General features: G+C 69.2%; 27 protein-coding genes. 15 read left to right on the top strand and 12 right to left on the bottom strand.

Annotated elements, in window-relative coordinates; translation table 11 throughout:
- Window position 1 precedes the first annotated feature (1 nt).
- Together ACFORO_RS11910 and ACFORO_RS11905 are read right to left on the bottom strand one after the other, a co-directional pair.
- Window positions 2-781, bottom strand: a complete 780-nt coding sequence (locus ACFORO_RS11910) for an aminotransferase class IV family protein (protein ID WP_377870187.1) — start codon at window positions 779-781, stop codon at window positions 2-4.
- A gap of 7 nt (window positions 782-788) precedes the next feature.
- Window positions 789-1,673 (bottom strand): peptidylprolyl isomerase, encoded by an 885-nt coding sequence (locus tag ACFORO_RS11905; RefSeq protein ID WP_354751161.1) that lies wholly within the window; start codon window positions 1,671-1,673, stop codon window positions 789-791.
- A gap of 136 nt (window positions 1,674-1,809) precedes the next feature.
- Between ACFORO_RS11905 and ACFORO_RS11900 the strand changes: the two genes are divergently transcribed.
- Window positions 1,810-2,394, top strand: coding sequence for an MBL fold metallo-hydrolase (locus tag ACFORO_RS11900; RefSeq protein WP_377870188.1), 585 nt, complete (start codon window positions 1,810-1,812; stop codon window positions 2,392-2,394).
- An 11-nt stretch (window positions 2,395-2,405) separates the two neighbouring features.
- Window positions 2,406-3,032, top strand: coding sequence for a hypothetical protein (locus ACFORO_RS11895; protein WP_377870154.1), 627 nt, complete (start codon window positions 2,406-2,408; stop codon window positions 3,030-3,032).
- Between the two features lie 177 nt (window positions 3,033-3,209).
- Here ACFORO_RS11895 and ACFORO_RS11890 read toward each other — a convergent pair whose 3' ends face one another.
- The 3 genes from ACFORO_RS11890 to ACFORO_RS11880 form a co-directional block, all read right to left on the bottom strand.
- Window positions 3,210-3,464, bottom strand: a complete 255-nt coding sequence (locus ACFORO_RS11890) for a hypothetical protein (RefSeq protein WP_377870155.1) — start codon at window positions 3,462-3,464, stop codon at window positions 3,210-3,212.
- A gap of 84 nt (window positions 3,465-3,548) precedes the next feature.
- On the bottom strand, window positions 3,549-4,919 hold the full coding sequence (locus ACFORO_RS11885) for a YibE/F family protein (RefSeq protein WP_377870189.1): 1,371 nt from the start codon (window positions 4,917-4,919) through the stop codon (window positions 3,549-3,551).
- A gap of 441 nt (window positions 4,920-5,360) precedes the next feature.
- Window positions 5,361-6,338 carry a GlxA family transcriptional regulator gene (locus tag ACFORO_RS11880; RefSeq protein ID WP_377870156.1) on the bottom strand — a complete coding sequence of 326 codons (978 nt, stop codon included), beginning with the start codon at window positions 6,336-6,338 and terminating at the stop codon, window positions 5,361-5,363.
- A gap of 98 nt (window positions 6,339-6,436) precedes the next feature.
- On the opposite strand from ACFORO_RS11880, the gene ACFORO_RS11875 reads away from it, so the two are divergent.
- From ACFORO_RS11875 to ACFORO_RS11865, 3 genes are all read left to right on the top strand, one after another.
- Window positions 6,437-7,135, top strand: a complete 699-nt coding sequence (locus ACFORO_RS11875; RefSeq protein ID WP_377870157.1) for a DJ-1/PfpI family protein — start codon at window positions 6,437-6,439, stop codon at window positions 7,133-7,135.
- Between the two features lie 64 nt (window positions 7,136-7,199).
- Complete coding sequence (locus tag ACFORO_RS11870) at window positions 7,200-7,544, top strand: STAS domain-containing protein (protein WP_344276889.1); 345 nt, start codon at window positions 7,200-7,202, stop codon at window positions 7,542-7,544.
- Window positions 7,545-7,604: 60 nt separating this feature from the next.
- Window positions 7,605-7,973 (top strand): SPW repeat protein, encoded by a 369-nt coding sequence (locus ACFORO_RS11865; protein ID WP_354751198.1) that lies wholly within the window; start codon window positions 7,605-7,607, stop codon window positions 7,971-7,973.
- A gap of 2 nt (window positions 7,974-7,975) precedes the next feature.
- On the opposite strand, the gene ACFORO_RS11860 is transcribed toward ACFORO_RS11865, so the two are convergent.
- Window positions 7,976-8,722 carry an SRPBCC family protein gene (locus tag ACFORO_RS11860; RefSeq protein ID WP_377870158.1) on the bottom strand — a complete coding sequence of 249 codons (747 nt, stop codon included), beginning with the start codon at window positions 8,720-8,722 and terminating at the stop codon, window positions 7,976-7,978.
- Window positions 8,723-8,849: 127 nt separating this feature from the next.
- Between ACFORO_RS11860 and ACFORO_RS11855 the strand changes: the two genes are divergently transcribed.
- Window positions 8,850-10,598: a pyruvate dehydrogenase gene (locus ACFORO_RS11855; RefSeq protein WP_354751196.1), complete on the top strand. Its 1,749-nt coding sequence runs from the start codon at window positions 8,850-8,852 to the stop codon at window positions 10,596-10,598.
- Between the two features lie 676 nt (window positions 10,599-11,274).
- Here the strand turns inward: ACFORO_RS11855 and ACFORO_RS11850 are convergent.
- The 3 genes from ACFORO_RS11850 to ACFORO_RS11840 all read right to left on the bottom strand — a co-directional run bounded on the left by ACFORO_RS11850 (window position 11,275) and on the right by ACFORO_RS11840 (window position 15,681).
- Window positions 11,275-13,164, bottom strand: a complete 1,890-nt coding sequence (locus tag ACFORO_RS11850; RefSeq protein ID WP_377870190.1) for an ABC transporter ATP-binding protein — start codon at window positions 13,162-13,164, stop codon at window positions 11,275-11,277.
- A 113-nt stretch (window positions 13,165-13,277) separates the two neighbouring features.
- Window positions 13,278-15,011, bottom strand: coding sequence for an ABC transporter ATP-binding protein (locus tag ACFORO_RS11845; RefSeq protein ID WP_377896549.1), 1,734 nt, complete (start codon window positions 15,009-15,011; stop codon window positions 13,278-13,280).
- Window positions 15,012-15,054: 43 nt separating this feature from the next.
- On the bottom strand, window positions 15,055-15,681 hold the full coding sequence (locus tag ACFORO_RS11840) for a TetR/AcrR family transcriptional regulator (protein WP_354746599.1): 627 nt from the start codon (window positions 15,679-15,681) through the stop codon (window positions 15,055-15,057).
- A gap of 109 nt (window positions 15,682-15,790) precedes the next feature.
- On the opposite strand from ACFORO_RS11840, the gene ACFORO_RS11835 reads away from it, so the two are divergent.
- From ACFORO_RS11835 to ACFORO_RS11800, 8 genes are all read left to right on the top strand, one after another.
- A complete protein-coding gene (locus tag ACFORO_RS11835) occupies window positions 15,791-16,465 on the top strand; it encodes a DUF3885 domain-containing protein (RefSeq protein WP_446681595.1) in 675 nt (224 codons plus the stop codon).
- Between the two features lie 59 nt (window positions 16,466-16,524).
- Complete coding sequence (locus ACFORO_RS11830) at window positions 16,525-17,151, top strand: TetR/AcrR family transcriptional regulator (protein ID WP_377870161.1); 627 nt, start codon at window positions 16,525-16,527, stop codon at window positions 17,149-17,151.
- A gap of 297 nt (window positions 17,152-17,448) precedes the next feature.
- Entirely contained in the window at window positions 17,449-18,120 is a 672-nt protein-coding gene (locus ACFORO_RS11825; protein WP_377870162.1) for a VOC family protein, read from the top strand.
- 38 nt (window positions 18,121-18,158) lie between these two features.
- Window positions 18,159-19,154: an amidohydrolase family protein gene (locus ACFORO_RS11820; RefSeq protein WP_377870164.1), complete on the top strand. Its 996-nt coding sequence runs from the start codon at window positions 18,159-18,161 to the stop codon at window positions 19,152-19,154.
- Window positions 19,155-19,182: 28 nt separating this feature from the next.
- The gene (locus ACFORO_RS11815) at window positions 19,183-19,548 is read left to right on the top strand and encodes a VOC family protein (RefSeq protein WP_354746606.1); all 366 of its coding nucleotides are present in this window, start codon (window positions 19,183-19,185) and stop codon (window positions 19,546-19,548) included.
- Entirely contained in the window at window positions 19,545-20,495 is a 951-nt protein-coding gene (locus ACFORO_RS11810) for a S41 family peptidase (RefSeq protein WP_377870165.1), read from the top strand. The genes ACFORO_RS11815 and ACFORO_RS11810 overlap by 4 nt, the downstream gene beginning before the upstream one ends.
- 97 nt (window positions 20,496-20,592) lie before the next feature.
- A complete protein-coding gene (gene ku / locus ACFORO_RS11805; RefSeq protein ID WP_377870166.1) occupies window positions 20,593-21,465 on the top strand; it encodes a non-homologous end joining protein Ku in 873 nt (290 codons plus the stop codon).
- Window positions 21,466-21,737: 272 nt separating this feature from the next.
- A complete protein-coding gene (locus tag ACFORO_RS11800; protein WP_354746612.1) occupies window positions 21,738-21,944 on the top strand; it encodes a hypothetical protein in 207 nt (68 codons plus the stop codon).
- Between the two features lie 149 nt (window positions 21,945-22,093).
- On the opposite strand, the gene ACFORO_RS11795 is transcribed toward ACFORO_RS11800, so the two are convergent.
- Entirely contained in the window at window positions 22,094-22,321 is a 228-nt protein-coding gene (locus ACFORO_RS11795) for a hypothetical protein (protein WP_377870167.1), read from the bottom strand.
- A gap of 46 nt (window positions 22,322-22,367) precedes the next feature.
- On the bottom strand, window positions 22,368-23,828 hold the full coding sequence (gene ahcY, locus ACFORO_RS11790; RefSeq protein ID WP_377870169.1) for an adenosylhomocysteinase: 1,461 nt from the start codon (window positions 23,826-23,828) through the stop codon (window positions 22,368-22,370).
- Window positions 23,829-23,934: 106 nt separating this feature from the next.
- Between ahcY and ACFORO_RS11785 the strand changes: the two genes are divergently transcribed.
- Window positions 23,935-24,693 (top strand): class I SAM-dependent methyltransferase, encoded by a 759-nt coding sequence (locus tag ACFORO_RS11785; RefSeq protein ID WP_377870170.1) that lies wholly within the window; start codon window positions 23,935-23,937, stop codon window positions 24,691-24,693.
- Between the two features lie 171 nt (window positions 24,694-24,864).
- Here ACFORO_RS11785 and ACFORO_RS11780 read toward each other — a convergent pair whose 3' ends face one another.
- Window positions 24,865-25,926 carry a DNA polymerase IV gene (locus ACFORO_RS11780; RefSeq protein WP_377870171.1) on the bottom strand — a complete coding sequence of 354 codons (1,062 nt, stop codon included), beginning with the start codon at window positions 25,924-25,926 and terminating at the stop codon, window positions 24,865-24,867.
- Window positions 25,927-26,244 lie beyond the last annotated feature (318 nt).

Here is a 26,244-nt window from a genome sequence, read left to right as displayed (position 1 = left end):
GTTAGATCTCGTCCCATGGTGCGGCTTCGTAAGCCGCCGTCAGCAGTTCGGTCGCGGTGGGGGAGGTGCGCAGCGGTACGTCGTCGACGGAGGCGACTGGACGGCCGATGGTGGCGGAGTTGGTCACGAACATCGCGTCGAATTCCGGGAACTCGGCCGGGTACACCGGCCGCGTCTCCTGCGGCACCCCGGCCGCGCGCAGCTGTTCCTCGAGCACCAGATACGTGATCCCCGGCAGCACGGGAGCCTCCGGCCACACGATCGTGCCGTCGCGCAGGAAGCCGACGTTCCAGATCGTCGCCTCGCTGATCCGGCCGTCGGCGGCGAGGAACACGGCGTCGTCGTACCCGGCTAGGGCGGCGGCGCGGGAATGCTGCGTGAGACCGAAGCCGCCGAGGTGCTTCACGTGCGGCAGATCCCGTTGGTACGCAACGGATCGCAGCCGCATCGGGGTGGCGACGTGGGAGCTCGGCGGTGCGGTGCGCACCAGGATCTCGGGCGTCATCGCGGCGTCGTGCGGCGAGGAGCGCGAGAAAATGATCACTCGCACCGACAACGCGCCCTGGCCGGCGACGAGCCGCCGGACGTAAGAGCGGACCAGGTCAGTGTCCAGTTCGCTGCCGAACAGTTCCCGGGTGTTCGCCGCGAGCCGGTCGAGGTGGTAGCGGAGGCCGCGCACGCGCCCGTCGCGGACCTGCATCGCGGTGAAGTGGCCGTAGCTGGTCGCCGCGGCGGCGAGATCGGCGGTGCCGGGAGTGGCGCCGCCGATCTCGACTCGCACGGTCAACTCAGGAAACCGTGACCGCGGTGAACTTCACCGGCTGCTTGGGCTCGCCGGTCGAACCGTCCTGGCCGATCGCGCCGATGCCGTTCTTGGCGATCTTGTCGAGCACCTTCAGGCCCTCGTCGGAGATGCTGCCGAAGATCGTGTACTGCGGCTGCAGCGGCGCGTTGCCGTAGACCATGAAGAACTGGCTGCCGCCGCTGTTCGGCTGGCCGGTGTTGGCCATCGCGAGGATGCCGCGGCCGTACTTGGACGTGTCGACGACCTCGTCCGGCACGGTGAAGCCCGGGCCGCCGCGGCCGTCCTTCAGCACGTCGCCCTTCGCGTCCGGGTCGCCGCACTGCAGCATCTGCAGGTCGGTGACGCCGAGGCGGTGGCAGATCGTGTCGGTGAAGAAGCCCTGCTTCGCGAGGCTCTCGAAGGCCTGCACGGTGCACGGCGCGAGCGCGCGGTCCAGCGTCATCGGGATGTCGCCCTGGGTGGACTTCATCGTGATGTTCACGGTCCCGCTCGACGATACGTTCTTGCCGTCCGGCGTGGTCGGCTTCTTCGTCGACGGCGGCTTGCCGCTCGCGTCGGCCGGGTACGAGCACGTCGTCGGGTTCGGCAGCGCCTTCGGGCGCTTGGGGAGCGCGGTGCGCTCGGTGGGGATGTTCGTGACGCTCGGGACCGGCGGCGCGGAGCTCGACGGCGGCGGCGTGGCGGCCTGCTGGTCGCCGCTGCCCCCGCTGTTCACGATCCACACCACGAGACCGGCGACGATGAGGACCACACCGCCGACCACTCCAGCGCCCACGATCTTGCGTCGCTTCGCCTGTTCCGCCCGGCGCACGAGCTGCCGCTCGAGTTTGCGCTTAGCGGCTTCTCGGCGCTGCTGGTTGGTCGCCACCCGCCCTCCAGTTTCCGCTCGAAGTCACACGTCTGAGGTAGCGGCAGTGTATGGGCACAGCCTGTTAGGACTCCGTACAGGGGCGGCTAGTCTTCACCGGGTCGTGATCAAGGCCGCTTCCTGGGAGGAGGGTTCGGTGCTCGTCGCCGGGTTCGCCGCGGGTCCGCTGCGCTCGAATTGCTATCTGCTGGCCCCTGCCGCCGACGGTCCGTGCGTCGTCGTCGACCCGGGCGAGGGGGCTGCCGAACCGCTGGCCGAGGCGCTGGCGGAGCATCGTCTGACGCCGGTCGCGCTGCTCGCCACGCACGGCCATCCGGACCACGTGGGTGCTGCCGCGGAGCTGTCGCGGGCGCACGGTGTGCCGCTGCGGATGCATCCGGGGGACGCTGAGTGGTACGACGGGGCGTTCGAACCGCTCACCGGGAACTGCGTCGAGGCGGCGGGGCTGGCTGTGCGGGTGCTTCCGCTGCCCGGGCACACACCGGGGTCGGTGGCGTTCGCGGTTGAGACGGGTGAGGGTGGCAGGCTGGTGTTCACGGGGGACACGCTTTTCGCCGGATCGGTCGGGCGTACCGGCGGTTCCGGTGCCGACCTGGAGAGTTCGTTGCGTACATTGCTCACGCTCGCTGACGAGACCGTCGTGTTGCCTGGTCACGGGCCGGCTACGACCATGGGGCGCGAGCGCGCCGGGAACCCGTTCGTGCCGGGGGGTGCGCGGTGACTGACAAGCCGGTGGAGCGGCTGCCGTTGTTCGCTGATGAGCCGAAGCTTCGGCGGCGGCGGGCGTGGTCGGGGATTTTTGGCGTGGTGGTTCTCGCCGCTGCGTTCGGCGGGATCGTGGGGTTGATCGCCGGGCAGGTGCCGGGGCTGATTGTGGCGGCTGTGGTGGCGTTGCCGTTGGTTTACGTGGTGGTTTATGCGGCTCGGCGGCGGATTTGGCTGGAGGAGACGGAGCTCGTCGTGCGGACCTGGGGGGTTCGGCGGGTGGACTTGCTTGAGGCGCCGCGGCTGGACGTGGTGATCAGTGATGTTCGGGGGAATCGGACTGTTGCGTTGCTGGTGAATGCCGGGCAGCGGCGGCGGGCGGTGAAGCTTGATTTGGCGGTGTTTTCCGGGACTGGGGGGCGGGAGTTGGGGGCGCTTCAGTTGCGGCGGCTGGCGGATGCCTTGCTGAACAACACTGAGGCCAACGGGTTGGTGTTTTCGGAGTTGTTGGTCGCGGAGTTGCGGGCTGAGGCTCGGGGGGACGCGGTGGCGGAGAGGCCGTTGTATCGGTTGGCTTCCGCCGCGCCTGGGGGGAAGTATTTGCAGAGGTTTCCTATGGAGGCTGTTAGTCGGTTCGTCGCCACGTTGGGGTGAGTTGGGGGATTGGGTCGCCGGCTGTGTTTTTGGCGTCGGCTTCGCCGCCGCGGGCGGGATCGCCTTTGAGTCGGCGTCTGAGGAGCGGTGTGATCGCCTGGGGGCGATCACACCGCTCCTCAGACGCCGACGCGATCCCGCGTTGTGGTCGGGTTTAGGGAAGTGCGTGAGGCTGGGTTAGTCAGCGCCTGTGCGGGTGTGTTCGTCTAGGGCGGTTAGTCGGGCGCGGATTTGGTCTAGGTGGTCGGTTAGTTCTGGGAGTTCTTCGGCCACGTAGGTGAGCAGGCGTTCTAGGTGGCGCAGGGTGGTGCGGGCCTCGTCTACGGCGGTGGCGATTTTCGGGATGGTTTCGGCTGCCTCTAGCACTGATGCGAACAGGCGGCGGATCAGGTGCACGGTGACTCGGGGTCCGGCCAGGACGGCTGAGAACACAGGCCCCTCCTACGGGGGGTACGGGCGTCGCGGGTCTTCGTACCTCATTCGCGGGGAGAGTGTCCGGGCGGGGGCCGCGGGGTGTTACTGGTGTGACTCTGCGGGTTTGGTGGTGCTGATGAGGTGGTCGATGGGTTCGCGGGAGGCGATCAGGGCGGCCAGGACCGTGGTTACTGGGACTGCTGCGACGATGCCTACTGAGCCTGCCAGGGTGCGGATGATTTCCGCGGCGATGTCTTCGCTGCCCAGGAGCGCTCCTAGGCCTACGCCGGAGATAGCGGAGTAGAGCATTACGGGGAGTGCGGCGCCTGCGTAGGCCATGACCAGGGTGTTTACCGCGGAGCCTACGTGGTCTCGGCCGATTCGCAGGCCTGAGCTGTACAGGTCTCGCCAGCCTAGGGACGGGTTCGCTCTGCGCAGTTCCCATACTGCGCTGGTTTGGGTGATCGTTACGTCGTCTAGGACGCCTAGTGCGCCGATCACGATGCCTGCCAGCAGCAGGCCTCTGGCGTCGATGCCGTGGCCTAGGGAGGCGATCAGGGTGGTGGTGCTGTCGTCCAGGCCGGTCAGGGAGGCGGCGGCGGAGAAGATCGCCGACAGGATTCCGATCAGGGCGAGGCTGACCAGGGTGCCCAGGACGGCGACTGAGGTTCTCGCGGACAGGCCGTGCGTCAGGTACAGGGCGATGAACATGATCGCGCCTGCTCCGGCGATCGCTACCAGCAGCGGGTTTTCTCCGGAGAGGATTGCTGGCAGCACGAAGAGGACGATCACTACGAAACTCAGGACCAGGGCGACTAGCGCGGCTAAACCTTGCCAGCGGCCCAGTACGAGTACGGCGACTGCGAACAGGGCGGCGAGCAGCACCAGGGGGGTGCCGCGTTGGAAGTCGACGAGGGTGAACGACTGCGGGTCTAGCGGGTTGCCGCCGTTGTAGGCGAGGACGACTTTGTCGCCCGCGGTGAAGCGTGGCGTGCTTGGTTCGATCGGGACGGTCAGTCGTACCGGTTTTCCGGCTGCTGGGCCGTCGGACATTTGCAGGTCGACGGTGAGGCACGGTTTCGCGTTCGGGTCCGGTTGCGAGCCGACCTGCACTTGGCCGGGTTGCAGGCACGGGCCGGAGGTTGCGGTCGTGATCGCTGCCTGGACGGGGGTGCCTTGCTGTACGGCGCTTTTCGGCAGGGAGCTGCCCCACGGGTACAGGATGATCATGCCCACGACGGTCGCCAAGGCCAGCGGGGCCAGGAGCCAGATCAGGAGTTTGCGGACTCGCTGGGACGCGGGGGCGGCCGGGCCGTGGCCGTGTCCATGACCGTGGCCGTGTCCGGTTGGCTGCGGGGTTTTCTTGGCGGAGGCGGGTTGGGGAGTGTCCTTTTCGGACTGTGGGGGGCGGGCCGGGGGACGGCGGCGGGTGCCGGGCGGCGGGGTGTCGCCGGGGCGGCGGGGGAGGCGCAGTTCGCCCGATTGCGAGCCGCCGCGGAGTTCGCCGGATTCGGAGCCTCGGGAATCCGCGGGGCGCGGGACGCGGGGTGCGCCGGGCTGGGGAGGCCGTGGCGCGGCGGCGCGCGGGCGTCGGGGTTCGTCAGGGCGTTCGGGGCGGCGTCCCGGGTCGCCGGTGCGCCCGGGAGCGCGGTCGGCCGGTCGGCCGGGTTCGCCGGTGCGGCCGGGTTCGGCGCGGCGCGGGCGGCGCGGAGCATCCGGACGGGCGCGGGGAGGGGTGGCTGGCGGTGGCACGGCGGGGGACGCGGGTTCGCCCGGCACTCGCGGGAGCGGGCCGGTGTCGTCGGGGTCCTGATCGGGGTAGTCGTGCGGTGCCACGGCGGACATCCTGCCCTCCCGGCTCGCGGCTCACCCGTACCGGGTGGGGGGAGGAGGCGGGCGTATCCGGCGTTTCGTTCAGGCGTGTGCGGAACGGAGGTGCACGCGCCGATATGCCGAGGGCGGCGTGTCGAAATGGTCCAGAAACGCTTGCCGGAGGGTCTCCGTGGAGCCGAAACCGCAGCGTCGCGCGATCGCGGCGAGCGGGAGGTCGGTGCCGGACAGCAGGCGGGCGGCGTGTTCCGCGCGCACCGTCCGGACGTATTTGCCCGGCGTGGTGCCGAGATGGGCGTCGAACAGCCGGGTCAGCTGGCGGGTGCTGATGCCGGCCTGGTTCGCCAGCGCGGGGGCGCCGAGGTCGTCGGCGAGATGCTCGGCGACGTACGCGGTGAGGTCGCGGACCTGCCGGTGTTCCGGCGGCGGACCGGCGAGGAACATGCTCACCTGCGCCTGGTTTCCCGGCCGCTGCAAGTAGGTGACCAGCGACCGGGCCGCCTCGCGGGCGAGCGTCGGGCCGTGGTCCTCCTCGACGAAGGCGAGGGTGAGGTCGAGCCCGCTGGTGACGCCGGCGGAGGTGTAGACGTCGCCGTGCCGCACGAAAAGCGGCACCGGATCGACGGTCACCGACGGGTATTGCTCGGCGAGCCGCGACGCGTGCGACCAGTGCGTGGTCGCGCGACGGCCGCTCAGCAGCCCGGCGGCGGCCAGCACGGTCGCCCCGGTGCAGACCGACGCCGTCCGCCTGCTCTCCTGCGACAGCCGCCGTACGTGCGCGAGCAGCCGTTCGTCCTTGGCCGCGGCGTAGTGGCCGAGCCCGCCCGCGACGACGAACGTGTCGAGCGGGCCGCGGACCTGGTCGATCCGGACGTGCGGGGCGAGCGTGAGCCCGGACTGGCAGGCGAAGGGGAGCCCGTCGACGCTGGCGAGCCGGACCTCGTACGGCCGGGCCGCGCCGAGCCGGGTGGCGGCGTCGAAAACGTCGGACACGCAGGCGATGTCGAGCAGTTCGGCGTCGGGGTACCCGAGGATCACGACCTGCCGGGGGGTACTCGGCATGGCCGCACGGTAGCAGCTCGCCCGGCCGGATCAACCGGGTTCGCAGGATTTCGGACACGCGTGTCCCGGCCGGGCCGCGGGGGCGGGAGCCTGGCGGCATGACTCAGAAGACGTTCGCGTTCGTCGTGTACCCCGGCCTGACGCCGCTCGACCTGGTGGGACCGCTGCAGGTGATCAACAGCCACGCGGCGGCGGACCCCTCGGTCCGGGTGGCGGTGGTCGGCGAAACCCTGGAACCCCTCGGCACCGACACGCCGCTGCGGATCGCGCCGAGCCATACCTTCGACCAGGTTCCGGACCCGTCCTGGGTCCTGGTCCCCGGCGGCGCCGCGCCGACGCTGCGCGCGCTCGGCGACGAGACGCTCGTCGGCTATCTCCGCCGCGCCGCGGAGTCCGCCGAACTGATGACCTCCGTGTGCACCGGTTCGCTGCTGCTCGGCCGAGCTGGGCTGCTCGAAGGCCGCGAAGCGACGACGCACTGGACCTTCCTGGACACGCTGCGCGCGTTCGGAGCCAAGCCGGTCCGGCAGCGCTGGGTCGACGCGGGCGAGGTGATCACCGCCGCCGGGGTGTCGGCGGGGATCGACCTTGCGTTGCACCTGGTGGAGCGGATGCGCGGGACGGATGCCGCCCGGCTGGTCCAGTTCGGCATCGAGTACGACCCGCGGCCGCCGCTCGGCCCGCTCGACTGGTCGCTCGCCCCGCACGAGCAGATGCGGCCGTTCGTCGACCACATCGTCCGCGAGGGTCTTGCCGATCAGCCGGAGCTGCGCGAAAAGCTGCTGGCGCGCTCGTGAATCGCCCCACCCGGCTGAGGCGGGACGGTTTGCCGGCGCCTCGCGGGCGCGTACCGTTCCGCCAATGGGTTCTCGCGGGGATGCCGGTCTGACCGTCTTCACCAGCAGGAGAGACGGCGACATCGTGCTGGTCACAGCTGCGGGCGAGATCGACATCGCGTCGGTGGGGCAATTCCGCTCCGCGCTTTCCGCCGCCTCCGGAGCCGGCGGAAAACTCGTGGTGGACCTGTCGCGGGTCGGCTATCTCAGCTGCGCCGGGCTGCGCGTGCTCGAGGAGACGAGCCACGTCCGGCCGGCGCTGTCGATCGTGGCGACCGGGCCGCTCGTGCTGCGCGCTTTCGCGGTGTCCGGGATCAAGGCTCCGGTGCGCAGCGGGCTGCGGGAGGCGTGCGCCGCCGCGGGGGCGTGAATCCCCGGCCGGAATCTGGGTACCCGTGGGGTGGAACCGAGATCTGCTGAGGTGATCCAGATGTCCACCAGCACGATGTCCGGCAAGACCGCGGTCTCCGGGGGCGCAGCGGGACTCGCTGTGCTGGCCGGGCTGTACCTGATCGCCGCGCCGTGGCTGCTGCGCTTCGGCGGGGCCGCCGAACTCGCGGTGAGCAACACCGTGGCCGGGCTCGCCATCGTCATCTTCGCCGCGATGCGCGCGCGGGATTCCGGGGCTCAGGCGTTGACCTGGGTGCTGCCGGTGCTCGGTGCGTGGGCCGCGGTGTCCCCGTTCTTGCTTCGGTACGGCGACGAAACAGTGCCGTCGGCCGGCGCGGTGACCGGCAACGTGATCGCCGGGGTCGTGGTGGCCGCCGGTGGCGCGGCGTTGCTGTCGCGCCGCCGCTGACGTCAGCCGAGCGCGTCGGCGAGCCAGCGGCTCCAGGCCGCGATTTCGGCGGTCTCGTCGACGTCCGGGCGGAACAGATGATGTCCCACCGCGATCGGCATGCCGAGCACTGACCGTTCGTGGAAGCGGTAGAGGGCGTCCTCGGTGCGGACTCCGGCGTAGTTCGGGGTCGAGTAGTCGAGGACGCCCTCGACCGTTTCGCCGCCGACCCTGAACTGGACCGCTTGCCCGGCTGAGGGTTCGGCGGGCAGGCCGAGCGCGGCCAGCAGCTTCGGCCACGCGTCGCGGCTCGCCGACGAGGCCGGACCGTCGGCGGTTACGTACGTCGCGAAGCGGCCGGGGAAGTGCGCCAGCAGTTCGGCGAGCGTGTGCAGGTACATCTCCCAGCCGACGGCGAAGGACTCGTGGTACTCGTCGTCCCAGCCGTCCTGGACAAACCCGCGGTGCACAAATCGGAGTACGGAAGTGCCGCCTTCGGCCGCCTCCACGAGGAACTCCATCGCGTCGAACGTGCCGTCCTCAGCCGCCTCGCCCCGGTAGGCGAACCTGCGCGGGGGATCCCACGCGGTGATCTCCGCCTCGGTGCGCATTTCGCCGAGGCGGAAGCGGATCCGCTTGGCCGCGGCGTCGACCTCGTGGCGGCCCATGAACCACGAATCGATGCCGGGCCCGGTCGCGACCGCCTCCCACACGGCTTCGGGTCCCGCGGGCAGCTGAACCTCTTTGCGCACCTCGAACTCGCGTGGCATCGGCGGCGTTCCTCCTCGTGGTCGGTCCTGGCCACGGTGCCATTGACAATAATACTTGTCAATGCGGTGGCGGTTCGCCTGATCGGTGACAGACTGCGAAGGGACTCTCACGAAGGGACGCAGAAGCATGGCGACGGTGGCCGACCAGTTGATCGACGTTCTGGTGCAATCCGGGGTGCGCCGTATCTACGGGGTGGTGGGCGACAGCCTCAACCCCGTCGTGGACGCGGTGCGCCGCACCGGCGGTTCGGCGCGCGGCGGGATCGACTGGGTGCACGTGCGCAACGAGGAAGCCGGCGCGTTCGCCGCCGCGGCCGAGGCGCAGTTGACCGGGCGGCTCGCGGTGTGCGCGGGGAGCTGCGGGCCGGGGAACCTGCATCTGCTGCAGGGGGTTTACGACGCGCATCGCTCGGGGGCGCCGGTGCTCGCGATCGCCTCGCACATTCCGTCCACGCAGATCGGCACCGGGTTCTTCCAGGAGACGCATCCGCAGCATTTGTTCGCCGAGTGCTCGCATTACTGCGAGATGGTGAGTTCGCCGGAGCAGATGCCGCGGCTGGCGCGGATCGCGGTGCAGAACGCGGTCGGGCGGCGTGGGGCCGCGGTGCTGGTGCTGCCCGGGGATGTGTCGCATGAGTCCGCCGCGCACGCCACGGGGGAGTCGGCGTCGCTGGGGAGCCCGCCTGCTGTCGTGCCTGCCGAGGCTGACATCGCTCGCCTCGCCGACCGGATCGACCGGGCCGAGAAGGTGATGATCATGGCCGGCGCGGGGTGCCGGGACGCGCATGACGAGGTGCTCGCGCTCGCTGACGCGGTCGGGGCTCCGGTGGGGCATTCGTTGCGGGGCAAGGAGTTTGTGCAGTACGACAATCCGTTCGACGTGGGCATGAGCGGTTTGCTCGGATACGGGGCCTGTTACGAGGCGATGCACGAGGCTGATCTCGTGTTGTTGCTGGGCACGGACTTCCCGTACGACAACTTCTTGCCGCAGCGGAATACCGTGCAGGTGGACATCGATCCGGCTCGGATGGGGCGGCGGTCGGTGCTGGAGTTCGGGGTCCAAGGTGACGTCGGGGCCACGGTTCGCGCCGTCCTGCCTCGGTTGCGCGAGCGCGGGGATCGATCGTTCCTGCATGCCATGCTGCGCAAGCACGAGCGGGGGCTGCAGCGGGTGGTCGACGCTTATACGACGGAGGTCGCCAACCATATTCCGTTGCATCCGGAGTTCGTCGCGGATGTGCTGGACGAGGAAGCTGCCGAGGACGCGGTGTTCACTGTGGACACCGGGATGTGCAATGTGTGGGCGGCTCGGTACGTCACGCCTAATGGGCGGCGGCGGATCTTGGGGTCGTTTGTGCACGGGAGCATGGCCAACGCGTTGCCGCATGCGATCGGGGCGCAGGCCGCTTCGCCGGGGCGGCAGGTCGTCGCGATGTGCGGCGACGGCGGGCTGGCGATGTTGATGGGGGAGTTGTTGACGCTCAAGACGCATGCCTTGCCGGTCAAGGCTGTGGTGTTCAACAACTCTTCGCTGGGGATGGTGAAGCTGGAGATGCTCGTGGACGGGTTGCCGGAGTTCGGCACCGACCACGATCAGGTCGACTTCGCCGGGATCGCCCGGGCGGCCGGGTTGTATTCGCGGCGGGTGGAGAAGCCCGGGGAGGTTCGGGACGGGCTTCGGGATATTTTGGCGCATGACGGGCCCGCGGTGCTGGATGTGGTCACGGATCCTAATGCATTGTCTATTCCGCCCAATATTACCGCTGCTCAGGTTAAGGGGTTTGCGCTGGCGGCCAGCAAGACTGTGCTGAGCGGGGGAGTGGGGAAGATGCTGGGGCTGGCCAAGTCCAATTTGCGGAACATTCCTCGGCCTTGATTCGGGCGTTCTCCGGGGCTGAAGGTGCCTGATCTTGGGTGATGTTCGGGCAGAGGTCTCCTGAGACGGTGGCCGTTCGGCTGTGCGTGCTGGGAAGGTCGGATTTGTGCCCGGGGTTGCCGGGCGGGCGGGAATCCGAGGAGTGGTGCATGACTGTGTTGCGCAAGGCTGCGTCTGTTGGGGTGCTTGCCGCGGCTATCGCGGTGGCGGGGGCTGGCACGGCGTTGGCTGATGATCCTGGGACGCCTCGGCTTTACAGTTCGTACGGGGAATGTATGACTGCTGGGAACATTCTTGCGCAGCAAGGGAAGGCGCATGTTTTTGAGTGTGTGGCGCTGGGGGCTACTCCGCCTGGGGTGCCGTCCAGCGTGTGGCAGTTGATCATTCACTCTTGACGGGCTCGTCGGGCCTCGTCGCCTGGCGGCGACATTGGCCCGCTGGTTGCGTGGGGCACCCCGAAGCCCGATTGTGACTACGGCGCGGGGGTGTTTGTCAAGGCGGGAAAGATGCCTTGACAAACACCCCCGCGCCGCGTTTTTGGCTTCGTATCGGGGTGCGGGGGTGGTGTGGGTGCCTCGATTTTGGTGCAGCGGCTGCGGTTGGGTGGGTGCTTGGGGGAAAGTCCGTGAGGGGAACCCTGAGGGAATCTGATTCCCTCACGGACGTTGGTGGTTTGTTATTCGGTTTCTGCCATGGCTTCGGCGAATTGGGCCGCGTAGAGGCGGGAGTAGGCGCCGCCCGCGTTGATGAGCGTTTCGTGGTTTCCCTGTTCCACGATGTTGCCGTTTTCCATGACCAGGATTACGTCCGCGTCCCGGATGGTGGAGAGGCGGTGGGCGATCACGAAGCTCGTGCGGCCGGTGCGCAGGGAGTTCATCGCGTGCTGGATCAAGACCTCGGTGCGGGTGTCGACCGAGCTGGTGGCCTCGTCCAGGATCAGGATCGCCGGCTTGGCCAGGAAGGCCCGGGCGACGGTGATCAGCTGCTTCTCGCCCGCGCTGACCGTGCCGCCCTCGTCGTCCAGGACTGTGTCGTAGCCGTCTGGGAGGGTGCGGACGAAGCGGTCCACGTAGGTCGCCTTCGCGGCTTCGATGACTTGTTCGCGGGTGACGTTGTCCGCGCCGTATGCGATGTTTTCCGCGATGGTGCCGCCGAACAGCCAGGCGTCCTGCAGGACCATGCCGGTCTTCGCGCGGAGTTGTTCGCGGTCCATGGCCTTGATGTCGACGCCGTCCAGGGTGATCCGGCCGCCGTCGATTTCGTAGAACCGCATCAGGAGGTTGACCAGCGTGGTCTTGCCCGCGCCGGTGGGGCCGACGATGGCGACGGTGTGGCCTGGTTCGACCGACAGCGACAGGTCCTCGATGAGCGGGGTGTCCTCCAGATACCTGAACGACACGTGCTCGAATTCGACCTGCCCGTGCACGACCTCGGGGAGTTGCGGGTGCTCCGGCTCCGGTTCCTGCTCCTTGGCATCCAGCAACGCGAAGACCCGCTCGGCCGAGGCGACGCCGGACTGCAGCAGGTTCGCCATGCTCGCGATCTGCGTGACGGGCTGGCTGAACTGGCGCGAGTACTGGATGAACGCCTGCACGTCGCCCAGGGTCAGGGTTCCCGACGCGACTCGCAGCGCGCCGACGACGGCGACCAGGACGTAGCTCAGGTTGCCGATGAACATCATGACCGGCTGGATCGTGCCGGAGATGAAGGACGCCTTGAAGCTCGCCTCGTACAGCGCCTCGTTCTGCTGCCGGAAGACCTCCTCGGCCTCCTTGCGGCGGCCGAAGACGTGCACCAGCGAGTGGCCGGTGTACATCTCCTCGATGTGCGCGTTGAGCTTCCCGGTCGTGCCCCACTGCCGGATGAACTGCGGCTGTGCGCGTTTGCCGACCTTGGCCGCGACGAACACCGACACCGGCACCGTCAGCAGCACGATCAGGCCCAGCAGCGGCGAGATGACGAACATCATCACCAGCACGCCCAGCACGGTGAACAGCGACGTGACGATCTGCGAGAGCGTCTGCTGCAGCGACTGCGCCAGGTTGTCGATGTCGTTGGTGACCCGGCTCAGCACCTCGCCGCGCGGCTGGCGGTCGAAGTAGCGCAGCGGCAGCGTCGCGAACTTCGCCTCGATGTCCTGGCGCAGCCGGAAAACCGCGCCCTGCACGAGATCGGTGGTGAGCCGCGCCTGGATGACGCCCAGGAACGACGCGAAGACGTACAGCGCCAGCACGATCATCAGGACCTGGCCGACCGCGGTGAAGTCGATGCCGTGGCCGGGCATCAGGTCGACGCTGGTGAACATGTCGGCCAGGGTGTTCTCCCCGCGCGCTCGCAGGCCGTCGATCACCTGCTCCTTGGTCGCGCCCAGCGGCAGGCCCCTGCTGGTGACGCCGGCGAAGATCAGGTCCGTCGCGCGGGCGAGCACCTTCGGCCCGACCACGGTCAGCGCGACGCCGATCGCGCCGAGCACCAGCACCCCGGCCAGCGCCGCTCGTTGCGGGCGGAGCAGCCGCAGCAGGCGGGCCAGCGAACCCTTGAAGTCGAGCGCCTTTTCCGCGGGCATGCCCGCGGCCATCATCCGGCCGATTCCCGCCGACGGTTCCGGCCTGGTCTTGTCGCGCGCGACGGCGGCCGGTTCGTCGGCGTCGGGCGCGGTGGCGGTTTTCGTTTCCTCGCTCACGCCGCCTCCTGCTCAGTCAGCTGCGAAAGCACGATTTCCCGATAGGTTTCGTTGGTGTCCATCAGCTCGTGGTGGGTTCCGGTGCCGACGACGCGGCCGTCGTCGAGCACGATGATCCGGTCCGCGCCGCGGATCGTGCTGACCCGCTGCGCGACGATGACGACGGTCGCGTCGCGGATTTCGTCGGCGAGCGCGCGGCGCAGCGCCGCGTCGGTGGCGTAGTCGAGTGCGCTGAACGAGTCGTCGAACAGGTAGATCTCCGGCCGGTGCACCAGCATCCGCGCGATCGCGATCCGCTGCCGCTGCCCGCCCGAGACGTTCGTGCCGCCCTGGGAGATGGGGGAGTCGAGGCCCTCTTCCATCCGTTCCACGAAGTCCTTGCCCTGCGCGACTTCCAGCGCGTGCCACAGTTCCTCGTCGGTGGCGTCCGGATTGCCGTAGCGCAGGTTGCTGGCGACCGTGCCCGCGAACAGGTACGGCTTCTGCGGCACCATGCTGACCACCGACGACAGCGCCGCTTGGTCGAGCCGGCGCACGTCGACGCCGTCCACCCGGACGGAGCCCTCGGTGGCGTCCATCAGCCGCGGGATCAGGTTGAGCAGCGTCGTCTTCCCGCTGCCCGTGCTGCCGATGATCGCGGTGGTCTCGCCGGGCCGCGCGAACAGCGAAACGTCCTGCAGCACCGGCTTTTCCGCGCCGGGGTACCGGAATTCGACGCCGGAGAGGTCGAGGTGTCCCCGGTCGGCTCCGACCGGGAGCGGCTCGTCCGGCAGGCGCACGCTCGATTCGGTGTCCAGCACCTCGCTGACGCGCTCGGCGCTGACTTCCGCGCGCGGCACCATCATGAACATGAAGGTGGCCATCATGACCGCCATCAGGATCTGCAGCAGATAGGCCAGGAACGCGGTGAGCGCGCCGATCTGCATGGCGCCGCTGTCGACCCGCTGCCCGCCGAACCACAGCACGGCGACGCTGGAGACGTTCACCACCAGCATGACGGTGGGGAACATCAGCGACATCAGCCTGCCGACCCGCAGCGACACGGTGAACAGTTCGTCGTTGGCGCGGCCGAAGCGCTCGCGCTCGTGCTTGTCGCGCACGAACGCGCGGATCACCCGGATGCCCATGATCTGCTCGCGCAGCACCTGGTTGATCTTGTCGAGGCGCACCTGCATGAGCCGGAAGGCCGAGCGCATCCGCATGACGATCAGGCCGACGGCGACGCCCAGCACCGGCACGATCACGACGAGCAGCGACGACAGCGGCACGTCCTGCTGCAGCGCGAGCAGGATGCCGCCGACGCACATGATCGGCGCGGACACCATCAGCGTGAAGGTGAGCGCGGCGAGCAGCTGGATCTGCTGGACGTCGTTGGTGGTGCGGGTGATCAGCGACGGCGTGCCGAACTTCCCGATCTCGCGCGCGGAGAAATCCTGCACGCGGTGGAAGACCCCGGCGCGGATGTCGCGGCCGGCGGCCGCGGCGACGCGGGAACCGTAGTAGACGGCCCCGATCGACCCGGCGATCTGCACCAGCGTGATCAGCAGCATCACGCCGCCGATCTCCATGATGTAGCCGGTGTCGCCCTTGACGAGGCCGCCGTCGATGATGTCGGCGTTGAGCGTGGGCAGGTACAGCGCGGCGATCGTCTGCACCAGTTGCAGCGCGACGACGAGCCACAGCGTGCCCCGGTACGGGCGCAGGTAGCTGCGCAACAGTTTGACCAGCACGGTCGGGTACTCCCCCAAAGAAGTGAATAGCGTCGGTTCGGGTCTAGCGGGCCGCGCCGGACGCGGCCAGGGCCGGCATCCCGGCGGCGGCCTCCCGCAGGAGGCCGGTGAAAGCGGAGACGAACTCTTTGTCGTCGGAGTCCGAATTGAGCCAGGTATCGAAGGCGATGCGCGAAGCGTTCTGCACAATGCTCGCCATCAGCCGCGCGTGCAACGGATTTGCGTGCTCGCCCGCTCGCTCGGCGATGGCGTCGGCCAGCACGCGCTCGACAGTGGCGTACGCGCGCAGCATCTCGCCGAACAAGCCGCCGTTCTCCATCATCGCCCGCACCCGCCGCACGTCCTCGCGAATCGGACGGTCGTCCTCGGCGAACCGGGTGATGGAGGCGTTGACGACCGCCTCCCACAGCGGTTCGTCAGCGGGCCTTGCCAGAAGCGCTTCGCGCACGCGCTCCTGCCGTTCGACGATGAACGCGCAGACAGCTTCCTCCTTGCTGGAAAAATAGTTGTTGAAGGTGCGCGGTGAAACGCCCACCTCGTTCGCGATGTCCTCCACCCGCAGTTGCTCGACCCCCCGCTCGAGCGCGATCCGCAACGCGGCTTCGGCAAGCGCCCTTCGCGCGGCTCGCTTCTTGCGCTCGCGCAGGCCCAGAGGTGCGGTGGAGGTCACTGGGACGAGAGTAGCAGCAAAAGTTGCGTGGTGCGAAAAATTATGCGGACCGCGAAAAGTTTCGTTCTCGCAGGGGGAGGGCCGGCCGGGGCGGGGGGAGGCCTGAGCGATGGGGAATGATCGGGCAGTGCCGGGAGAAGATTTGCCACGGGGCGATCGTCGTAGTCCGCTGTCACCGGTCCGTCACGTCGGCGCACTGCCGGGTTCGGACGATCTGTCGGCGCGGTGGCAGAGGCAATGGTCCGAGCGCCCGTCGTCGGCCCACCGGCTGAAGGACGCTTACCGCGACCGGTGGGTGCGTTTCCACAGCCTGCCCGAGCCCCGGCGCTATCCCGGCACCGACGCGGAGTACGCCATCGTGCTCGACCGCTACAACACGGTTTTGGACGAGTTGTTCCGCGATCAGGAAGTCTGGGTTGTCACCACCGACTGGTCGGGTTCGGCCGAACCTCCGGAGCTGTCGGAGCGGCACGCGCGGTGGAACCCCGGTGCCCGGCACTGGAAAGCGGTGCGCGCCAACGAGGACGAAACCGACCCGGAGTTCATCACCTACGCCCATCTGTACGCCAGCCGCCGACGCTGGCGGACCGGTCTCGTGGACGCCCTGCTCCGGGCCGTCGCCGACGACGTCACCGCCAACGCGATGATCGCCAGCCTGTCCTTCGACCGCGTGCACCACCCGTACGACGGAGGCTCCGATGTCCTGCTGCCCACGACTGCGGAACGCGACCGGTTGAAAAGCCGCCACGCCGACTGGCTCTCCTCGCATCCCCTCGGCTGCTGAGCACGTCGCCCCGCGTGGCTGCCCAAGCCCCGCGGCGGCGCGGGCGTAAGAATGGGGACATGTCGGAAGAAGCCCCGGTCGGCGCACCGCGCACGCGCAATCGCTGGGGAGAAGGCGAGCTGTTGCGCGGGGAGATCCTCGACGCGGCCAGCCGGTTGCTGTCCGAGCTCGGCGGCGAGGACGGGCTGACCATCCGCGGAGTCGCCCGCGCCGCCGGGATCGCGCCGGCCAGCATCTACCAGCACTTCACCGATCGGGCCGCGCTCGTGGCGGGCCTCGCCGAGCACGAATTCGGCCGTCTGCGCGTCGCGATGGAGGCGGCCGAGGCGCGCGTGGATTCCGGCGACGCGGTCGGCCGCGTCCGGGCGATGCTGCACGCCTCCTGCCGGTTCGCGGTCGACAACCCCGGGCACTACCGGCTGATGACGGCCAACGGGCCGCCTCGGACCGAGCCCGGCGCGCGGCGGGTCGGGCCGCTGGCCGACGTGATCGGTCTGCTCGTCGACGGGTTCGCGAGGTGCGCCGAGGCGGGGATCGCGCTCCGGGTGCCCGCGGAGCGGGCCGCCGTGATCGCGTTCGTCGGGGCGCACGGACGCGTCGCCCTCTTCCCGAACTCCGCCGAGCACTCCGGCGCGGACGCCGTGCTGGCGTTCGTCGACGAGTTCTTCTCGCTCGTTTTCGCCTGAAACACAACGGTTTCTCCGGTTCGCGGCGGCGGCCTTGATCATGACGGTGGACAAGGCCGCCCTAGATGCCTAACATGTGTTCGGTAAGTATCTGAACATTCGTTTGGTAACTTTCCGCAGGGAGGGCTCCGAAGCCTCACCATCGTCCACAGTGGACGGTGACGCGTCGTACTGGAGGATCTGGAAGTCGGCGGGCAGCTGATCCGCGAGGGAGATGGCCTGATCGCCGCGGACACCTCGGTTTCGGCTACGGGGTGCACGAGCTCCCTGTGGCGTGGTGAGACAAGGAGGACCCGCATGTTCCATCTCGATCACCTCTGCCTCGGCGTCCCCGATCTGGACGAAGGAGTTCGCCGGGTGCGGGAGGAAACCGGACTCGCGTACTACGACGGGGGTGCCTTCGCCGCAGGCATCGCGAACACGATCTTTCCGCTCGGCGGGGACGTCTACCTGGAGGTCGAGGCGGTGACGGCTCCCGCGGCCGAACGGGAGGCGGCCGTCGCCTGGTTCGACCGGGTTGTCGCCGGCGGCGACCGGTGGATGTTCTGGAGCCTGCGCGCTGACACCCTCGACGAGTTGGCCGAGGTCGCGCAACGGCTCGGCGGCGAGGTGGCGCGGGTTCCGGGGCGCGTCCAGCCCGACGGGACCCAGCGCATCATCACCACCGCTCCCGGTCCCGGCCGCGCGCTCGACACGTGCTGGCGTCGCGGGCTGCCGAACTGGTTCTACCGCGAGGATCCGGCCACCAATCCGGATCGCGGGGCGGCGGAGAACGGCGAGCGCGCGGCGGCGGTGACCCGGCTGGAGATCGGCGCTGACGCCGACGAACTGCGGGAGCACATCGGCGCCGAGACCTTCGACCGGCTGCCATTGACGGTCGTATCCGGCCCGCCTGGCGTGCACGCGGTGACGGTGCGCACCGCGTCCGGGCGCGAGGTCACCCTGCGCCGGGACCCGGCAGATTTGTAGAGATGCATTCACCGGAATGCGGGGGAGGATCGACACAAATGATCATCGACGTACACGCTCATTACTTTCCTGGTGCGTATCGGCCAATGCTGGGAAAGCTGGCCGCGAAGTCCGCGGCTTCGACCACGGCGAGTTCGGTGCTGGGGGAGCGCAAGACGCTCGCGGTGATGACCGACGAACCGGGGATGATCGAGCAGCGCATCGACATGATGGACGAGGCCGGAGTGGAGCGGCAGATCCTCTCCGCCGCCGGTATCGCGCCCTACGCGGCGGAATCCCGGGTGGCGGTCGAGGCGGCACACGTGCTCAACGACGCCTACCGCGAACTGACCGCGTCGCACCCCGGCCGGTTCTCGTCGTTCGTTTCCCTGCCGTTGCCGCACATCGACGCGGCACTCGAGGAGATGCGGCGCGGGCTGGACGAACTGGGCATGGTCGGCGTGACCATGAACTGCTCGGTGTTCAACCGCTCCACGGCGGAAGAGGAATTCGAGCCGCTGTACGAGGAGATGAACGAGCGGGGGACGACCCTTTTCTTCCATCCGGCGCAAAACGGCATCTGCTCGCCGTTCGTCAACGATTACGGCTTCACGGCGGCGGCCGGGGCGTCCCTTGAGGACACCGCACTCGTGCTTCATCTGATCAAGCGGAACATCCCGGCGCGCTATCCGGACATCAAGATCATCGTCCCGCATCTGGGCGGCATGATCCCGATGCAGCTGGCGAGGCTCGACGGGCAGGCGAACACCCCGGATCTGCTCAGCCCGCCCAGCGTGACGGCTCGCAGCCTGTACTACGACACCGTCGGCTGGGGCTCGCAGGCCGCGCTCCGGTGCGCCTGCGAAGCCTTCGGCGCCGACCGCCTCGTGCCCGGCAGCGACTTCCCCGTTCTGCTGTCCGTCGAGTCCTACCGGCGGACGTTCGAGTACATCAAGGAATCCCGTTTGCCCGCCGAGGAGATCGAGAAGATCCTCCACCGCAACGCGTTGGCTCTCTTCGACTTCGACCCGTCGCCGCGGTCTGTCGCACCTTGATCCGGGTCAGCTGTGCCAGGATGAACATATGTTCGATGGACTGCGCACGATCGTGTATCCGGCCGACGACCTCGCCGCGGCCAAGGAGTGGTGGACCCGCGTGCTCGGGGTGCCGCCGTACTTCGACGAGCCGTTCTATGTCGGCTACAGCGTGCACGGCTATGAGCTGGCGCTCGACCCGAACGGCCGCGCGGAGAACGGCGACGGGCCGGTGACGTACTGGGGCGTGTCCGATGTGGAAGCCGCGGTGGCGAAGCTGGTCGGGGAGGGAGCGGCCGAGCACGCGGCGGTGACCGACTTCGGCGGCGGGATCCGGACGGCGCTGGTGCGCGCGCCGGACGGGAACCTGGTCGGGGTGATCGAGAACCCGCACTTCCCGGGGACCCCGGCTTGAGAAGAGCGCTGGCCGCGATCGTCGTCTTGGCGCTGCTCGGCGCCGGACTGGTCGCGGCCCAGCCGTCAGTGCCGACGCCGCGGACGTATCTTCTCGGTGCGCTGAACCTGCTGCGGGCGCATTCGATCGACCGCGACCGGGTCGACTGGCCGCGCGCGGAAGCCGGCGCTGTGCGTGCCGCGGAAGGGGTTCCGACCCTGTCCGGGACCTATCCGATGATCCGGGACGTGCTCGCCGAACTGGGCAATCCGCACACCAAGCTGCTCAGTCCCTTGCAAGCACGGGCGCCGTCGGCGGCGACGATCAAAGTGCCGTCGAGCCGCGCGGCGGACGGCATCGCGGTGCTGGAGGTGCCTGGCTTCGTCGCCGACCCGGATGGCGAGCGGCGTTACGTCGCGGCCGGGACCGCGGCGCTGCGGGCGGTCGAAGCACAGGCCCCGTGCGGATGGATCGTGGATCTCCGCGACAACAGCGGCGGGAACATGTGGCCGATGCTGACTGTGCTGGCCCCGTTGCTGGGGGACGGGATCGCGGGTTCGTTCGCCGGGCCGGGGCTCGCGCCCAGCTTCTGGTCCATTCGCGACGGCCGGGCCTGGATCGGCGACCACCCCGGCACGGCGGAGGTCAACCCGGTCCGGTTGACCCGGCCGGCGCCGCCGGTCGCGGTGCTGACTTCGCGCGATACCGCCAGCTCGGGGGAAGCGACGCTGATCGCCTTCCGCGGGCTCGGCCGGGTCGCGACGTTCGGCGGGCGCACCGCGGGATACGCCACCGGCAACGAGGTCTTCGACCTGGCCGACGGGGCGAAACTGCTGGTCACCACCACCGTCGACGTCGACCGGACCGGGAGGCCGTACGGGGCCTGGCCGATCGCGCCCGACTTCCCGACACAGGATCCGGAGACAGCCGCCGGTGAGTGGCTGCGCACGCGCGGTGGCTGCGCGTAGAGCCCGGACCTGCGCGGACTGTCGGATTCGGACGATCGCGGCTACGGTGGTCACCGAGCGTGAATACGTACCGGCGAACTCGGCGGAGGTGCGCGGCATGCGGTCGATGTGGAAGGGCTCGGTGTCCTTCGGGCTGGTCAGCATCCCGATCCAGCTGTACGCGGCGACCGAGAACAAGAACGTGTCGCTGCGCCAGGTGCACGTCGCCGACGGCGGGCGGATCCAGTACAAGCGGTTCTGCTCGATCGACGGCGAAGAGGTGCTCTACTCCGACATCGCCAAGGGGTACGAACTGCCCGACGGCGAGATGGTCGTGATCACCGACGCCGACCTCGCCGAACTGCCGCTGCCCACCCAGCGTTCGATCGACGTGCTCGAATTCGTGCCGCTGGAGTCGATCGACCCGATCCGGTTCGACCGCACCTACTACCTCGAGCCGCAGAAGAACGCGGTCAAGCCCTACATCGTGCTGCGCGACGCGCTGCAGAAGGCCAGCCAGGTGGCCATCGCGAAGGTCGCGGTGCGCCAGCGGGAGAGCCTGGCGCTGCTGCGCGTCGTGGACGACGTGCTCGTGATGACGACGATGCTGTGGGCCGACGAGGTGCGGGTCCCGGATTTCCCGTTCCTGCGCGAGGATCCGCCGCAGGTCCGCCCGCAGGAGGTGACGATGGCGGGGTCGCTGATCGACTCGCTGTCCGAGCCGGTGTTCGAACCGGAGAAATACTCGGACTCCTACCGGGAAGCGCTCGAATCGATGATCGAGGCGAAGGCGGGCGGCGGCGAGACGGTCGGCGCGCCGAAACAGGGGGAGAAGGCCGAGGTCGTCGACCTGATGGCGGCGCTGGAGGCGAGCGTGTCGGCGGCGAAGAAGACCCGCGGGCCCGCCAAGGAGACGAAAAAGGCCGCCGGCGACGGCAAAGCGGCGGCGAAGAAACCGGCCTCGCGGGCCCGGCGGCCGAAAAGCGCCTGACCGGCGCGAAGCCGGGTTTCGCCGGTACCGCGCGGGCGAACTCCGGGCAAGGATGTTCCACAGCGCGGAACAGTGAATTTTCTCCGCCGCCGTCCGGAAAATGCCGATCGTCACGCCCGGTGAGCACGTGCGGCCGACTTCACCGGACCGGGGAGGCCGACACGCCGCCAGGTATCCTGCGACGGCGAGTTTTCCAGTGGTACCAAAGAGGAGTCCGGCCCCGGAGCACCTGGCACCGGGGATTCGAAAACCTGAGCGGAAGGCGGCTGAGCATGGAGTGCGCGTTCTGCACGAGCGGCATCGACCACTGTCACGGAACCCTGGTGGTCCACCCGGACCGCGGGTTCGCCGAGTGCACGGACCCGTCCTGCCTGGACCTCGACCGGGTCCGGCACGGCCTGATCATCGACTGTCACACCCTCGACGCGGACTGCGCCTGCACCGGAGCGGGGAAACCCCTGCTGCGGCAGGCTTCCTGACCCCCGGCGGTCCCGCGCGGCGTCACGCTGCGCGTCCGGCGCGGCGGTACCCGATCGGGTACCGGGACGTGTACAAGCTGCTTGGCAGTGTGCTAACACTACCGGGGGTCCTTCGGCTCTCCCTCCCCCTCGGAGCCGGAGGACCCCTTTCAGCGCGCACGCGCCGGATCGCCCGGCAGCCGCTCAGTACCAGTGCGCCCGGCCGCCGACGCGGCGAGGATGATCCCGACCGTCCACAGCGCCGGGACGCCGAGCACGAGCAGGATGAGTCCGAGAGCGAGCGCGAGCCGTTCTCCTTGAGGCAGCGGGCGGGTGCCGGGCAGTCGGTGCGCACTCCAGGAGGATCGCCGCCGCGCGCCGGGCGGAAACGGGGGCATTCGGCGCAGCCCCTGCTCCGTCCGGCGGCATCCGGCGTTCTTGGTTTCAGTAGCGGTAATGGTCCAGTTTGTACGGACCGTCCACGTCCACGCCGATGTACTCCGCCTGCTCCTTGCTGAGCTTCGTCAGCCGGACGCCGAGCGCGCCCAGGTGCAGCCGCGCGACCTTCTCGTCGAGGTGCTTCGGCAGCCGGAACACGTCGTTCGCATAGTCGCCCGGCTTGGTGAACAGTTCGATCTGCGCGAGCACCTGGTTCGCGAACGAAGCGGACATCACGAACGACGGGTGCCCGGTCGCGTTGCCGAGGTTCATCAGCCTGCCCTCGGACAGCACAATGATCGCGCGGCCGTCCGGGAACCGCCACGTGTGCACCTGCGGTTTGACCTCGGTCTTCACGATGCCCGGGAGCTTCGCCAGCCCGGCCATGTCGATCTCGTTGTCGAAGTGCCCGACGTTCGCGACGATGGCCTGGTGCTTCATCCGCGCCATCTGCGCGGCGGAGATGATGCCGAAGTTGCCCGTGGTGGTGAGGAAGATGTCGGCGCGCTCCACGACGTCGTCGAGTTCCACCACGTCGAGCCCGTCCATCGCGGCCTGCAGCGCGCAGATCGGGTCGATCTCGGTCACGACGACGCGCGCGCCCTGTCCGCGCAACGCCTCGACCGCGCCCTTGCCGACGTCGCCGTACCCGCACACGACGGCGTACTTCCCGCCGATCATCACGTCCGTGCCGCGGTTGAGGCCGTCCGGGAGCGAATGGCGGATTCCGTACTTGTTGTCGAACTTCGACTTGGTGACCGAGTCGTTGACGTTCATCGCCGGGAACAGCAGTTCGCCGTTGGCGGCGAGCTGGTACAGCCGGTTCACGCCGGCGGTGGTCTCCTCGGTGACCCCGCGCATCGCGCCGGCGATCCGGGTGAACCGCCGCGGGTCCTCGGCCAGGCTGGCGGTCAGGGTGCGCAGCAGGATCCGGTAGTCCTCCGGGTCGTCCTCGTGCGCGGCGGGCACCGCGCCCGCCTTCTCGAACTCGGCTCCCTTGTGGACGAGCAGGGTCGCGTCGCCGCCGTCGTCGAGGATCATGTTCGGCGGTTCGCCGCCGGGGAAGCGGAACAGCTGGTCGGTGCACCACCAGTACTCGTCGAGAGTTTCGCCCTTCCACGCGAACACCGCGGTGCCTTCGGGGTGCTCGACCGTCCCGTTCGGACCGACGACGACAGCCGCGGCCGCCTCGTCCTGGGTGGAGAAGATGTTGCAGGACACCCAGCGCACCTCGGCGCCGAGCGCGACGAGCGTTTCGATCAGCACCGCGGTCTGCACGGTCATGTGCAGCGAGCCGGCGATGCGCGCGCCCTTGAGCGGCTGGGACTCCGCGAACTCGCGGCGGATGGCCATCAGGCCGGGCATCTCGTGCTCGGCGAGGTCGAGCTGGATGCGTCCGGCCGCGGCGAGCGACAGGTCGGCGACCGCGAACTCCAGGCCGTCGGCGGTACGCAGGGTGGGCGACATTTTTCCGGTCCTTTCCAGGGTTTTCGGGCAGAATGGAGCGCGGGCGCCGTGCCGGCGCCCGAAAAAGGAAGGCGTGCGCGGTGCGGGTCAGGCCAGAATGACGGGCATGACTGAGCGCGCGTTGAGTTTTGGGTCGGTGGCCGCGGCGTACGAGCGGTTCCGCCCGGGGTACCCCGCCGAACTAGCCGAGAGGGTGCTGGACTACGCGGGCGCGCCGGTGGTCGACGCGCTCGAAATCGGGGCCGGGACAGGGAAAATGACCCGGGTGTTCGCGGCGCGGGGGATCGCGGTCACCGCGACCGACCCGGATCCGGCGATGCTGGCCGAACTGCGCGAACACGTGCCCGCCGATGTGGTGACCCGCGAGGGCGCGCTGGAAGACCTGCGGCCGGACCGGCAGTACGGACTCGTGTACTCGGCCGCGGCGCTGCACTGGACCGACCCGGCCGGGCGGTGGCCGCGCATCGCCGCCCTGCTCGCTCCGGGCGGGGTGTTCGCGTCGTTCGGCGGACCCGTCGAACCGGCGGATCCCGCGGTGCGGAAAGCGATCGAGGAGGCTCAGGCTCCGTTTCTGGAGACCGCGCAGTTCCCGTCGCCGGACGGCACGCCGCCGGAGAACGAACTGCAGTGGCCGGGCACGGAACTCGAGCAGTCGGAGTTGTTCGCCGACGTCCGCCAAGTCGTCGTCCGGCAGCGCATGACGCTGAGCGCGGACGACCTCGTCGGCCTGCTTTCCACCGTCTCGGCATACCTGATCCTGCCGACTTCGGTGCGAGAGCAGGTTTTCCAGCGGATCCGGCGGGTTGTGCCCGATACGATCGAGTTGGTCTCCGACCACACGGCGCACCTCGCACGACGGTGCTGACCGGGGCGGAATCGCCATCGGCACGCGACACCTCCTGAACCAGGAGGCGCCCTTCACCAGTACTCTCGCGGGCCGAGCGTGGCGGGGAAACCCCGTCGCAGCGCCTCTCGGCCCCGAGCCGCGCCCCGGCGGGCGCGTGGGTTCCACCTTGGCAAGGCCGGTCCGGGCCTGTCAAGCGCGCGGGAACTCCGCCCGGACGCCGAGCAGCCGCACCGGTTTGCCGAAACTGAAGCGCCCCAACAGTTCCTGGGCAGCCGCCGCGAGCTCCGCCGGATCCGAGGACGGTGCGGGGAGCGTCACGCTGTGCGTGTGCGTGAGGAACGGCGCGAACCGCACCTTGACCGCGACGCGCGCGGCAGGACGCCCTTCGTCGGCGACGTCCTGCGCGACGCGGGCGGCGAGGGCCGCGGTCTCCCGCGCGATGGCCTCGGGGTCGGTGAGATCTTGCTGGAATGTTGTTTCCCTGCTTCGGGAACGCGCGACGTACGGGGTCGCGCTGACCTCGGTGTCACCGATGCCGCCGGCCAGCAGGCGGTACCACGGGCCCAGCTTCGGCCCGAACCTCGCGGCAAGCGCGTCCGGGTCGGCGGCGGCGAGGTCGAGAATGGTGGAGTACCCGGCCTCGGCGAGCTTCTTCGCGGTTTTCCGGCCGATTCCCCACAACGCGTCGGTGGGCTTTTCCGCCATCACGTCCCACCAGTTTTCCTGGGTGAGCCGGTAAATTCCGGCCGGTTTCGCGAAACCGGTGGCAAGCTTGGCGCGGAGTTTGTTGTCGCCGATTCCGACCGAGGACGAGAGCCCGGTTTCCTCCTCGACGCCGCGCCGGATTTCCGCCGCGAGCGCTTCGGGGTCGTCGGCGGTCGCGCCGAGGAACGCCTCGTCCCAGCCGAGCACCTCGACGACCGCCGGGAACTCCCGCAGCCGCGCCATGACGCGGTCGGAGACTTCCTGGTAGGCCGGAGCGTCGACGGGGAGGAGGACGGCGTCCGGACAGCGTTTGACGGCCAGCCGCAGCGGCATGCCGGAGTCGACGCCGAACTCGCGCGCCTCGTAAGACGCGGTGGCCACGACGGCGCGCTCGGTGGGATCGCCGTTCCCGCCGACGATCACCGGCCGCCCCCGCAGTTCCGGCCGCCGCGCCACCTCGACGGCGGCGATGAACTGGTCGAGGTCGACATGCAGCACCCACTCGGACACGAGACCAGTGTGCGGTGCGCGGGGTGGGCGGCGCATCCGGAACTGGCGGGCGTGCGTCGGCGGGCTGGTCGGCGAGGCAGGGTTGGAGCGGTCGGGTCGGGCTCCGGCTCGGTGCTTGCGGGGACGGTTTCCGGCGGGAGATCGGAGGTGGACGGTGCGGTGGCGAGGCGGCGTTCTTGCCCGGGCGGCCGAGCTGAGCGCGATCCGGCCTGGCGTGGTGCTTGCGTGAGCGTCTTTTCGGCCGGATGCGGGAGTTTGTCGTTTCCGGCCTGGCCAAGAACTGTCGCCAGCCCGGCTCGCAGCCGGGTGCCGCATCATTGCGCTGCAGTCCAGGTTGGACGCGGGACAGCCCGA

Origin of the sequence: Amycolatopsis halotolerans (assembly GCF_042647905.1) — a bacterium.
Taxonomy (GTDB): Bacteria; Actinomycetota; Actinomycetes; order Mycobacteriales; family Pseudonocardiaceae; genus Amycolatopsis; species Amycolatopsis halotolerans.
This window is presented reverse-complemented; position numbering and strand designations above follow the sequence as displayed.